Genomic DNA, 12,444 nt, shown 5'->3' with positions numbered 1-12,444 from the left:
AGTGATTACACGAGGAATATAAGGATAAATTATAGCGTGGAACATATAAATTCTTATATTTTTGATAAAACCGGAGAAAAAGCCATAGCAGCGGATGTCCCCACTTTATGACTAATTCACCGGACTGTACCTGACTTATTTAAATACAGGTTCTTTAAACTGAGTTAATTTTGCTGCGGAATCTTTCTCTACATCTGCGTGCAGACTGTTGCCATGGGCATCCATCGTTACAATAGCAGCAAAACCATCCACATCCAAATGCCACATTGCTTCAGGAATGCCAAATTCCATAAAATCAACAGCATTTACCTTCTTGATGCATTCCGCATAATACTGTGCGGCGCCGCCAATTGCATTGAGATATACGCCCCCGTGCTCCTGAAGAGCTTTTAACGTTTTTGGACCCATTCCACCTTTTCCGATGACGGCACGAATTCCAAATTTTTTGATGATATCGCCTTGATAGGGCTCTTCACGGATACTAGTAGTCGGACCCGCTGCTTTAACATGCCAGCCTTCCTCGTCCTTCATCATTACAGGACCACAGTGATAGATAACTGCACCGTTCAAATCCACCGGAGCCTCATGATCCATTAGATATTTATGAAGTGCATCGCGGCCCGTATGCATTTCGCCGGATAAAATTACTACATCCCCAACTCGTAAACTACGAATATCTTCTTCACTAATCGGTGTAGTCAGGCGGACTTCGCGAGATCCAGTAGCTGCATTATCTTCACTTGCATCTGCAACCTCCGTTTCCGACGCCTGGTCCCGTCCATCATCAACCGAAATCCCTGTACCACTCTCGTACAGCCAGTCCTCTATATTGCCCGTTGACGGATCAACCAGCACGCCTTGGCGTCGGAAAGCCCAGCAGTTGTAGGCAACAGATACGAAAAAGCTGGCTGGTAAACGATTCATAACGCCGATCTTACAACCAAGCAGCGAAACTTCCCCACCAAAGCCCATCGTTCCAATACCCAGCTTATTGGCGTTTTCCATGATGTAGTCTTCCAGCTTGTTGAGATCCTCTATTGGATTAACATCCTCCACTTTGCGGAACAACTGCTTCTTAGCCAGCTCATAGCCAGTTGTTCGGTCACCGCCGATACCAACACCAATAAAACCAGCGCTACAGCCTTGCCCTTGTGCCTGATAAACAGCATGTAAAATACATTTACGAATTCCGTCCAGATCACGGCCTGCCTTGCCCAATCCTTCTAATTCTGCTGGAAGGCTGTATTGAATATTTTTATTCTCGCAGCCGCCACCCTTCAGAATCAGTCTGACATCTATTTTTTCCTCTTCCCATTGTTCAAAATGAATGACCGGTGTACCTGCTCCCAAATTATCTCCGCTGTTCTCACCTGTCAGTGAATCTACAGAATTTGGACGAAGCTTGCCATTCTTAGTTGCCCGTACAATGGCGTTATGAATATCTTTTTTCATCTCAATCTGATTGACTCCCACAGGTGTGTGAATAATAAATGTAGGCATTCCCGTATCCTGACAGATCGGTGATACTTGCTGCTCAGCCATTCCGATATTTTGAGCAATCGTAGTTAACGCAAGACCTGACCGGGTAGCTCTGTCCTCTAGTGCGCGACCCTTGGCAACCGCCCGGCGTACATCACCCGGCAAGTTCGTGGACGTTTCAACAATTAGATTATAAATGCTGTCTTCAAAATGCTGCATATTCATTCAAGCTCCTCTCAGCAGATCCAGATTATCAAAAGTCTGATACAATTAGTATAATAATATCATACCTAGCAGCTCATGAAAGGGGTTACTTTAAAATTGAACTACCATTTTTCCGCCTATTTATACCGGCTTCAATATATTCAGCGCTGGAGCCTAATGCGCAGCACCGCACCTGAGAACGTTGCTGAGCATTCTTTTCATGTAGCTCTGCTCACACATATGCTCTGTTCTATTGGCAATATTCATTATGGACGTTCATTAAACGCCGAAAGAGCAGCAACTATGGCCCTGTTCCATGATGCCAGCGAAGTGTTCACGGGTGACATTGCCACACCAGTGAAATACAATAATCCTCGGCTACTTACCAGCTTCCGCGAAATGGAAAGAATTGCTGCGGAACGCTTGACCGGTATGATTCCTCCCGAGCTTCAGGGTATTTACACGCAGCTCATGCAGCCGGAAGACAGCTCTCCAGATTCAGAGGACGTTCTGCTCCACAGCTACGTTAAGGCTGCCGATCGACTGGATGCTTACCTAAAATGTGTCTGGGAGGTTGCTGCGGGCAACCGCGAATTCGCAGCGGCGAAGGAGCAGACGGTAGCAAAGCTGCGCGGGCTTGGCTTAGAGGAAGTGGATTATTTCCTAACTCATATGGCTCCAAGCTTTGAAATGTCTCTGGATGAACTCTCTAACGGAAACTAAAATCCCAAGATCAATACAAAAAGCTCTAATTCGGCTAACCCTGAATTAGAGCTTTCTGTATAAGAATCTAGGTTTGGTTGGCTGAGCATCTACCCGTTTACGACCTCGCCACCATTTACATGGATAACCTGTCCGGTCACATAACTCGAATCGTCAGAGGCTAGATACACATAAGCTGGAGCCAGCTCCTCCGGTTGTCCCGGTCGCTTCATAGGCTGTGTACCGCCGAACTCACTAACCTGCTGTGCATCAAAAGTAGATGGAATAAGCGGTGTCCAAATTGGCCCCGGAGCAACGCCATTTACCCGAATGCCCTTCTCTGCCAAATTCGTAGATAAGGAACGCGTGAAGCTCAGAATGGCTCCTTTCGTTGACGAATAGTCCAGTAATTGTGGACTACCACGATAAGCGGTGATAGAAGTCGTATTAATGATAGCAGATCCTGCTTTTAGATGAGGCATAGCCGCTTTGGTCAAATAAAACATTGCAAATATATTCGTACGAAATGTACGCTCTAGCTGCTCGGACGTAATATCCTCGATTTTAGCTTGTGGATGTTGCTCCGCCGCGTTATTGATGAGAATATCCAGTTTCCCAAGGCCCTCTACCGTTTGTTTAATGAGATCTTTACAGAAGGATTCCACACCAATATCTCCAGGAATCAGAATGCATTTGCGACCTTCCTGCTCCACCTGACGTTTCGTTTCCTCTGCATCAGAGTGTTCATTCAGATATGAAATAACTACATCAGCGCCTTCTTTTGCAAAAAGAACAGCTACTGCCCGTCCGATCCCGCTGTCTCCTCCAGTAATAAGTGCCGCCTTGCCCTGCAACTTACCTGCCGCCTTATAATTAGCCGGCTCATATTTCGGCAACGGCTTCATTTCGCTCTCAATCCCTGGTTGATGATGTTGTTCTTGCGGGGGTAAGGTTTTTGTAGATTGCTTGTTGTCTGACATAATCCCTAGCTCCTCTCGTGAAGCAATTGATAGTTAACTGATTGTCTTAGGATGGCTCAAGCGTATATGTTTATACGCTGGCTTTATCATTTTTTTCAAATTGCCGTATGGAAAGTTACTTACCACAATACAGATAGAATCAAACAATCCGAAGTTTTTTGAACACAAAAAAACCCGCTCTCCTTTACGGAAGCGGGCTCATAGTCGTACAGATTAAATAATATCGTTAAATACCATGAAGAATACCATAAGCAGCAATGACACGGACAGCAGCGCACTAAGTGTACGCAATTTGCCTGTTTCTGCTTTGACGTCACGGTTCTCACGAATCCCAGCAGCAGCAAGACGCAGAGGCTTGCTCATAATACCACCAAGTGCAAACATAGCTAGCAGCAGGACAACAATAATAATCATCCAGGCTACAGAATAATCACCCTTGGTCATCATGTAACCACCTGTAAGCAGTTGAATCACCAAACCGTACTGTGCAAAGCGGTTAAATCCAGTAACTGCACTTAATGTACCTTCTTTTGCTGCAGGCGACAATTTTTCAGCACGACCGATGATGAAAGGCAGTACAAGGTAAAATCCTAGCGCCAGTGTCCCGATCATATGTAAGAAAAACAAAACATTCCAATCCATATCATATCTCCTCCAATTTAACTGTGATAATAGTTACATATAATTATACCCATAATATTAGAATAAGAAAAGCAACTTAGGTGTCCATTTATTGAAGTTGTTGATAAAAAAAAAGAGAGCACCCTTAAGCCTTTTCACGGCGTTCGGGACCCTCCCTTTCTTCTGACACAATCTACACAGATAATATTGCAGTTACGCTACGTACGGACTCCGCGGACTTATCCAAAGCCACTTTCTCCTCAGCCGTAAGCTCCAGTTCAAAAACCTTCTCAATCCCATTCGCACCTAGAAGAGCTGGAACGCCCAGAAATAGATTGTCATAACCATATTCGCCTTCAAGCAAGGCAATAACCGGAATGATCCGTTTCTTATCCTTCAAGATCGCTTCTGTCATTTGAACTAAAGAGGCAGCAGGAGCATAATACGCACTACCATTTCCTAAAAGGTCAACGATTTCCCCGCCACCCACACGTGTACGCTTCACAATCTCCTCGATACGATCCGCAGAAATCAATGTATCAATTGGAATGCCTCCGACACTAGAATAACGAACGAGCGGTACCATATCATTGCCGTGTCCGCCGATTACGAAACCACGTACATCTTCAACGGATACGTTCAGTTCTTGCGCAATAAAAGTGCAGTAACGGGCTGTATCCAGCACGCCGGATTGTCCGATTACTCGATTCTTCGGAAAGCCTAACGCTTCAAACGCAGCATAAGTCATCGCATCTACCGGGTTACTCAAAATGATTACGATAGATTCAGGAGCTACTTGCCTTACGTTCTCGCATACGGACTTCACAATCCCTGCATTGATATTCACAAGATCGTCGCGGCTCATCCCAGGTTTACGGGCAATCCCTGCAGTGATAATTACAATATCAGAATCTACAGCGTCTTCATAACTTGAGGTCCCTATAATATGACTGTCGAATCTCTGTACAGGACCAGCTTCTTGCATGTCAAGCGCCTTTCCCTTGGTTGGGTTCTCCATTTGTGGGATATCGAGCAGCACAACGTCACCAAGTTCCTTTTGAGCTAACATAAGAGCTGTAGTAGCGCCGGTAAAACCGGCACCTACCACTGTAATTTTATAACGCTTGATCGCCACAGATTCGCCTCCTAGAAATGATAAAGGTAAGGCTAATGTTATCTGGCAAATCTAACCTAAAGGTGGTTAATAATTTCGTCAGCAAATGCGGAGCATTTCAGCTCAGTTGCACCTTCCATCAGACGGGCAAAGTCATAAGTCACGGTCTTATTGTTAATAGCAGTTTCCATACCTTTATAAATCAGGTCCGCTGCTTCCTGCCAGCCCAAGTGCTCCAAGAGCATTACGCCGGACAGAATGACAGAACCAGGATTCACAACGTCTTTGTCTGCATATTTAGGAGCTGTACCATGGGTAGCTTCAAAGATGGCGTGGCCAGTAATGTAATTAATATTCGCTCCAGGAGCGATGCCGATGCCGCCGATTTGTGCAGCCAGTGCGTCGGACAGGTAATCCCCGTTCAGGTTCAACGTAGCAATAACATCGAAATCAGTTGGACGAGTCAGAACTTGTTGCAGCGCGATATCCGCAATTGCATCCTTGATAATGATTTTGCCAGCAGCTTCAGCATCCTTCTGAGCAGCATTAGCAGCAGCCTCACCATCACGTTCCTTAATCACATCATATTGGCTCCAAGTGAAGACCTTATCTCCGAACTCTTGCTCAGCTACTTCATAACCCCAGTTTTTGAAGGCACCTTCAGTGAACTTCATGATGTTTCCTTTGTGAACAAGCGTTACGCTCTTACGTCCGTGCTTGATCGCATATTCAATGGCAGCGCGCACCAAGCGCTTCGAACCTTCGGAGGATACCGGTTTAATACCAATACCAGAAGTTTCAGGGAAGCGGATTTTGTTAACTCCCATCTCTTTTTGCAGGAATTCGATGACTTTCTTCACTTCAGCAGAGCCTTCTTGATATTCAATCCCTGCATAGATATCCTCTGTATTCTCACGGAAAATAACCATATCCACCAGCTCAGGACGTTTAACAGGAGAAGGTACACCTTGGAAATAACGAACTGGACGCAGACATACGTACAAATCCAATTCTTGACGCAAAGCTACATTTAATGAACGAATACCGCCTCCGATTGGAGTAGTAAGTGGGCCCTTGATCGCCACAAAATATTCGCGGATAGCTTCGAGCGTATCATTTGGCAGCCATTCACCATATGTATTGAAAGCTTTTTCGCCAGCAAATACTTCGTACCAAGCGATTTGCTTAGTGCCACCATAAGCTTTAGATACTGCTGCATCAAGTACGCGCTTGGAAGCTTTCCAAATATCACGGCCTGTGCCGTCACCCTCGATAAAAGGAATGATTGGATGATTAGGAACTTGTAGTTTTCCTTCTTTAATCGTGATTTGTTCGCCTTCTGTAGGTAGATCGAATTTTTCTAGTTTCAACATTTGAGTGTATTCCTCCTAAAGTTTTGTGGGATTTAAATAGCATTGACAAGCATCGAACAAAACTCTCGTCAAAATTAAAAATATAAATTTAAAATACTATGGCTAGGGTTCATTCTACTAAACTTTAGGAGCAGCCTGCAAGGCTGCTCTCCTATCTTTCATCTACTGGAACGTATTTCTGTTCGACCATACCCGTGTATTCTGCACGTGGACGAATAATGCGGTTATCAGTATATTGCTCCAGAATATGTGCAGTCCAACCTGAAGTCCGGCTAATTGCAAAAATAGGAGTGAACAGTTCACGATCTATGCCAAGCTGTGTATAGACAGAAGCCGAATAGAAATCAACATTAGGTCTTAATCCCTTTTGCCCGGTAATCAATTGTTCAATATTTACGGACATGTCGTACAGGGTGGTGTCATTTTTCATCGTGCCAAGCTCCAGCGACATTTTCATCAAATGCTTTGCACGTGGATCACCATTCTTATACACACGATGACCGAAGCCCATGATCTTCTCACGGTTATCCAGTTTCTTACGGATAAACGGTTCAACCGCTTCCAAACTTCCGATCTCTTCTAGCATCTTCATAACAGCTTCATTTGCCCCACCGTGAAGCGGGCCTTTGAGCGCACCAATAGCGGAGGTAACCCCAGAATAAATATCGGATAATGTCGCAACTGTAACCCGGCCAGCAAAAGTTGAAGCATTCAGCTCATGGTCCGCATGAAGAACAAGTGCGGTATCAAGTGCTTTGACAGATACGCTGTCCGGATCTTTTCCCCACAGCATATACAGGAAGTTCTCAGCAATAGAAACGCCTTCTTTCGGAGCCACTGGTTCGAGCCCTTTGCGAATACGCGACAGTGCCGCCACAATTGTCGGGAGTTGTGCCTGCAGTTTTACCGCCTTAATCTCGTTCGCTTCTCTGCTCATATCGTCCGCCGCTTCATCATAGAGAGCAAGGCTTGATACAGCCGACCGCAATGCTGCCATGGTGTTGGCGTCTTTTGGATAGAGCTTCATTTGCTCGATTACCTGTTCAGGAATCTGTGCGAAGGCACTAAGATCCCGCTTGAGCGCTTCCAGCTCTGGCACCGTCGGCAGACTGCCGAACCATAACAAATAAGCTGTTTCTTCGAAGGTAGCATGTTCTGCAAGTTCATCAATATCATAACCGCGGTAAGTGAGTACACCATCCACAATGGAGCTAATGGATGAAGTTGTTGCAACGATACCTTCCAAGCCTTTGGTAGCTGTCATAGCATATCTCTCCTTTGCCAACAAGGTATAAAAACAATCTTAGTTCCATGAAAACATTTCCAATTAAAAGCATTAAAAAATCTAATAAGTGCGTGTAAGAACATCTCCGTCAGGAATGCTGTATGACCAACTTACTTTTTATCTTTATTTATCATACTGGATTTTGTCGGTTATGTGAACAATGTGGAAGCTTTGCAGCGCATCAAATGATTTTATCAGAGAGATAGAAAAAAACTTCTAACCCCCTGATTCAATGATTCCATTTCAGTTTATAGTTGCCGGCCCATTCTAATATTTATCCCGCATTCTAGTCTTTAAATCGATCCTATGAATATATATGAAGACGAGCTCTTATTCCCCTGTCTATGCAGGAATGAAGAAGGTGTGGTCTCGGTATGGATCGTTTGGTATTAAAAAGACTGCTGCGCGGCCTGTGGGTCGTTCTGGCAACTTCCATCCTCCTGCTCGCAATCTATTTATTGCTTCCGCTGTTATACCCCTTGTTGCTTGCTTGGCTGCTCGCATATATCATGCATCCATTAGTGCTTATTCTTAAAGGCTTTAAATTACCAAGCTGGCTTGCGGTATCACTCGCGCTCCTATTTTACATAGGCGGAATCACACTAGTCTTAACTGCAATGATTACAAGACTCGTAAAAGAATTAATCGTCTTGCTGCAAACCTTTAATCTCCACACCGACCAATGGAAGGATCTTCTGATGTCCTTAAGCCAGAATGCAAGCATTCAGAATATCATCAACCAGATTAATCAATTTTACCAAGACAATCCTGACTATCATGCTACGATTGACAGCAATATCAGCAGAACAACGGAAACTGTAGGTTACGCAGTCACGCAAGTGGTCACGGGATTTTTTAATATAATATTGAAACTGATCTCCGCACTTCCAAGTATGGGTACGATTCTTATTGTGGTTGTCCTCGCTGCCTTTTTCATTAGTACGAGTTGGGAGCGTCATAATGATAAACTTACAGGCTGGCTGCCGACAGCATTCCTAAAGCCTGTGTCAGGTATCTGGAAAGATTTACGCAGAGCGCTCTTTGGTTATCTTCGCGCCCAGGTAATCCTGATCTCCATCACAGCGATCATTGTAGTCATCGGGCTGCTGCTGCTGGGTGTGAAGTCTGCATTCGCTATCGGCTTAATGATTGGCTTTGTGGATCTACTGCCTTATCTCGGTGTGGGAATTGTGATGCTGCCTTGGGCGCTATATTCTTATATGACGGACAATCTAGCGCTAGGGATAGGACTATCCATACTCTACGCTGTTATTCTTATTACCCGGCAGGTACTTGAGCCGAAAGTGCTCGCTAGCAGCATTGGACTTGATCCCCTTGCCATGTTGATTGGCATGTTCGCCGGTCTGCAGTTGTTCGGTATGCTAGGGCTGATCATCGGACCCGTTGTCCTTGTAGTCCTTGTTGCCTTTAACCGAGCTGGCGTATTCCGAGCTTTACACAGCTACATTGTTAGCGGCAGATTAAGATAGGAACCGAAAAGCATCGATTCGTAAAATAGCAAACAGAGCGGGCCCTTCAGCAATGAAAGGGGTCCGCTCTGTTTATTGTTGTAAAAAAGATTACTAACGACGGTAAAAGGTGAAGGTGCCATTCTTCATCTTCTTCTCAATCCACTTCAGCAAAAATATACGGTACAAAGGCCGGGTCAATGGAAATACTAGCGTAAAACCGACAATATCGGTTACGAAACCTGGCAATATCAGTAGTAATCCTCCGAAAAAAATACATAAACCATCCAGCATCGTCCGTCCAGGAACGCGGCCCTCCTGCATATGTGTTCTGCTGTCCTGCAGCACTTTTTTACCTTCAAATCGCATCATTAGTAGACCGATTACTGAAGTGGTCAGCATAAGCAGCAACGTTTTAAATGCTCCAAGTTGATCTGCTACGTAGATAAAACCGAATAATTCCACAGCAGGAATAATAAATAGTCCAGCCCATAACCATTTGCTTCTAATCATACTGAACCCCCTTCTTCCCGCAGCGCCTCTTTTATTGCGTGAAAGAGCTCTGGAAGGGCTCTATCCAGCCTAGCAGGCCTCCATTCCTGGTTCACCCAAACATGACTTGTCGTGCCGGTAACCAGCAGTTCCCCAGGTGGATCCATCGACCGCAACTCCCCTAGAGTAGCCAATAAACCTTCTGAATTTCTACCTTCTTCTTCCGAGAGCCTCCGCACTTGATACTCAAATACGACTCGCAACGCTGAGAAGGTAGTCATTCGCGCATACACGGAGATAAGATCATCATATCGTGCCGGACTTTTAAATTGCAAATCTGCTGAGGTGACAGGAAGTAAGACGCCTTGTTTCTCAAGTTCGCGATAAGTAAAACCAACCTGACGAAACATCTCCGTACGACCAGACTCAAACCAGTTCAAATAATTCGCATGATATACGACACCCATCTGATCACTTTCCTGATAGCGAACACGCAGGGTCGACTTATACCATCGGCTGGGCAATCCAGCTCTTTCTAATTCCATCTATTAATACTCCTTTCAGCATAGCAGCAGGGGAGCGTTTAAGCCTGGACCCCGCCTGAAGATAGCGTCGTCGATAATTTGCGCCGAGAGCTTCTGGCAACATAGAACAGCAGCATTGCTCCTGCGATAGAGCTCAACATACAAGACAGATTCATTACTTCTACACCGCCTTGATTGAGCAAGAATCCATTCAGTAAATTACCGACAATGCCAGAAAAACCTGCAAACACCATATTAAATACACTTTGGCCAGTGGCCTGCATCTCGTTAGACGTGATCTGAGATACATATTCGACTGCAGCAATATAAAAGAACCCAAATGAAAGACCATGCAGCACTTGCACTCCGATCATTACAGATGGATAAGGAAAAGCAACCTGAATACCCCACCGCAAAACATAAATAAGAGCCCCAAGGAGCAAGGTCCGCTCCCGACCCAACCTCTTAATTACCTTAGAAGCAAACAGCATGGAAGGCACATTCGTCACCGATGCGAGAAAGAGCGCAATCCCTGCATAACGCGTAGACCCACCAACCGATTGAAAAGCGATTACAAAGTATGTACCAAAAGCAGCCATCGTCTGGTTCACAAGAAAGCTCCCACCCAAAAACGCAAGGAAAACCCGATTCCCCAGCAGTTGTCTTACCCCCTGAGTAAACGATTGCCTCATCATATGATTCTCTTCCGCCTGCTTCGGCAATGTAAACGCAATAAGGACTGCAATCAGATTAAAAAAGAGAAAAGGCAGCCATATCGTGGATACAGAGAAGGTAGAAACGTATACCCCTCCTGCATAAGCTCCCAGAGCCGCTCCAATGCTCATCATAAGCCGGATGCTACCGTAAGTGGCTCCAGCTCTATTCGCCGCCGAGATCGCGTAAGAATCAGCTATAGGAGCCTGTGTAGAGGAGAAGATCGTTGAAGCGGTATAGACCATTAGCAGCACTATAAAATATTCGGAACGGTAAAAGACAGCTAATAAAGCTGGAACCGCCACACTTAGGATTAGTACTAAACGCGTCTGATTATACCGATCAGAGATAATCCCCCACATCGGCTGAATGGTGATTGCAACTAGTGTGCCTGTTGCCATTAGTATACCTATCTGTCCACTATTAAGTCCATTATGGACCAGCAGCAGCGAAAGATAAGAGCCAAATGAACCGCCGGCCAATCCTAAAAACAGATAAAAGCCGCGCAGCTTCGATAATTTTTCCATTTGTACTATGAGTCCTCCAGCTTTATATTTTTATATTTTAACAGAACACCCGTACTTCATATGTAATCATCGCATTTAATATAGCAGTACTATAAAAGGCGGTGGACAAGTTGAGCACAAAATATAATTCTCTCATGGTAAATCATCCTTGTCTAACAGACAAATCTAATGCGAGCAATAAACAAAGCTCTGCCTTTGGCTGGTCTTCTAAGAATTGGAGTGGTTACACTGTTACTGGTAGAAAAGGGGCATTCAATCGCATTTCTGGTGAATGGATCGTCCCATATATAAAACCAACCCACAAATCTACCTATTCTTCCGCATGGATTGGCATCGACGGCTTCAAGAACAGCAGCCTTATCCAGACGGGAACAGGTCATGAATTCGTAAATGGGAATGCCCGTTATTACGCCTGGTGGGAAATACTACCTGACGCTGAGACCGTAATCCCTTTTCCAGTATACCCTGGAGATCATATGAAAGGTACTATCACAAAAATAAACCATACGAAGTGGTCTATCTCACTCCGGAATTTAAGCCGAAATTGGACCTTCCGAACGCTTCAGCGATATACTGGTCCACAGACCTCCGGCGAATGGATTATGGAGGCTCCCGAGGTCGATGGTTCCATCGCAAAGCTGGCCCGCGTTGGTACTACCTATTTCAACTGCTGCCGAATCAATGGAAAACGACCTAGGTTAACTCTTTCAAATGGAGGGATCATGGTCCAGAATAACACCACCGTTGCGGTTCCTTCCAGTCCAAGCCCTCGAGGGGACTCTTTTAGCGTCAAACGTATATACTAACAGCATAAATGGATTAAGTACAAAAAAAGAGCTGCCTCATTTGTAGATTTTCACTACATCTGAGACAGCTCTTTTATTTAAAGAAATATAAGTTTCACACTATACATTATCCTTATATTTCTCACATAAACGCTTACCGTCCTTTAGGGACGCC

The 12,444-nt window shown here is 44.9% G+C and carries 12 protein-coding genes; 3 read left to right on the top strand and 9 right to left on the bottom strand.

Going from position 1 to position 12,444, the window contains the following annotated elements:
* Window positions 1-135: 135 nt before the first annotated feature.
* Window positions 136-1,698, bottom strand: a complete 1,563-nt coding sequence (locus ACN6KS_RS09320; protein ID WP_094878347.1) for a fumarate hydratase — start codon at window positions 1,696-1,698, stop codon at window positions 136-138.
* Between the two features lie 102 nt (window positions 1,699-1,800).
* On the opposite strand from ACN6KS_RS09320, the gene yfbR reads away from it, so the two are divergent.
* The gene (gene yfbR / locus ACN6KS_RS09315; RefSeq protein WP_094874021.1) at window positions 1,801-2,406 is read left to right on the top strand and encodes a 5'-deoxynucleotidase; all 606 of its coding nucleotides are present in this window, start codon (window positions 1,801-1,803) and stop codon (window positions 2,404-2,406) included.
* 89 nt (window positions 2,407-2,495) lie between these two features.
* Here the strand turns inward: yfbR and ACN6KS_RS09310 are convergent, their stop codons facing one another.
* The 5 genes from ACN6KS_RS09310 to ACN6KS_RS09290 form a co-directional block, all read right to left on the bottom strand.
* Complete coding sequence (locus ACN6KS_RS09310) at window positions 2,496-3,365, bottom strand: SDR family oxidoreductase (RefSeq protein ID WP_094874020.1); 870 nt, start codon at window positions 3,363-3,365, stop codon at window positions 2,496-2,498.
* A 213-nt stretch (window positions 3,366-3,578) separates the two neighbouring features.
* Window positions 3,579-4,007 carry a hypothetical protein gene (locus ACN6KS_RS09305; RefSeq protein ID WP_042125989.1) on the bottom strand — a complete coding sequence of 143 codons (429 nt, stop codon included), beginning with the start codon at window positions 4,005-4,007 and terminating at the stop codon, window positions 3,579-3,581.
* Between the two features lie 172 nt (window positions 4,008-4,179).
* The gene (gene mdh / locus ACN6KS_RS09300) at window positions 4,180-5,121 is read right to left on the bottom strand and encodes a malate dehydrogenase (protein ID WP_094874019.1); all 942 of its coding nucleotides are present in this window, start codon (window positions 5,119-5,121) and stop codon (window positions 4,180-4,182) included.
* A gap of 56 nt (window positions 5,122-5,177) precedes the next feature.
* A complete protein-coding gene (icd, locus tag ACN6KS_RS09295; RefSeq protein ID WP_094874018.1) occupies window positions 5,178-6,473 on the bottom strand; it encodes an NADP-dependent isocitrate dehydrogenase in 1,296 nt (431 codons plus the stop codon).
* A 151-nt stretch (window positions 6,474-6,624) separates the two neighbouring features.
* Window positions 6,625-7,737 (bottom strand): citrate/2-methylcitrate synthase, encoded by a 1,113-nt coding sequence (locus ACN6KS_RS09290; RefSeq protein ID WP_094878343.1) that lies wholly within the window; start codon window positions 7,735-7,737, stop codon window positions 6,625-6,627.
* 395 nt (window positions 7,738-8,132) lie between these two features.
* On the opposite strand from ACN6KS_RS09290, the gene ytvI reads away from it, so the two are divergent.
* Window positions 8,133-9,248, top strand: a complete 1,116-nt coding sequence (gene ytvI / locus ACN6KS_RS09285; protein WP_440961852.1) for a sporulation integral membrane protein YtvI — start codon at window positions 8,133-8,135, stop codon at window positions 9,246-9,248.
* A 93-nt stretch (window positions 9,249-9,341) separates the two neighbouring features.
* Here the strand turns inward: ytvI and ACN6KS_RS09280 are convergent, their stop codons facing one another.
* From ACN6KS_RS09280 to ACN6KS_RS09270, 3 genes are read right to left on the bottom strand one after another with little or no spacing between them, the layout of a single operon-like run.
* On the bottom strand, window positions 9,342-9,740 hold the full coding sequence (locus tag ACN6KS_RS09280; protein WP_042186523.1) for an FxsA family protein: 399 nt from the start codon (window positions 9,738-9,740) through the stop codon (window positions 9,342-9,344).
* Window positions 9,737-10,264, bottom strand: a complete 528-nt coding sequence (locus tag ACN6KS_RS09275; RefSeq protein WP_094878344.1) for an acyl-CoA thioesterase — start codon at window positions 10,262-10,264, stop codon at window positions 9,737-9,739. The genes ACN6KS_RS09280 and ACN6KS_RS09275 overlap by 4 nt, the downstream gene beginning before the upstream one ends.
* A 38-nt stretch (window positions 10,265-10,302) precedes the next feature.
* On the bottom strand, window positions 10,303-11,484 hold the full coding sequence (locus ACN6KS_RS09270) for an MFS transporter (protein WP_094878345.1): 1,182 nt from the start codon (window positions 11,482-11,484) through the stop codon (window positions 10,303-10,305).
* Between the two features lie 110 nt (window positions 11,485-11,594).
* Here ACN6KS_RS09270 and ACN6KS_RS09265 point away from each other — a divergent pair, with 110 nt between their 5' ends.
* Window positions 11,595-12,290: a G1 family glutamic endopeptidase gene (locus ACN6KS_RS09265; RefSeq protein ID WP_440961851.1), complete on the top strand. Its 696-nt coding sequence runs from the start codon at window positions 11,595-11,597 to the stop codon at window positions 12,288-12,290.
* Window positions 12,291-12,444: the final 154 nt, after the last annotated feature.

The sequence above is a fragment of the Paenibacillus nitricinens genome (genome assembly GCF_052056485.1).
Classification (GTDB): domain Bacteria; phylum Bacillota; class Bacilli; order Paenibacillales; family Paenibacillaceae; genus Paenibacillus_AQ; species Paenibacillus_AQ nitricinens.
This window is presented reverse-complemented; position numbering and strand designations above follow the sequence as displayed.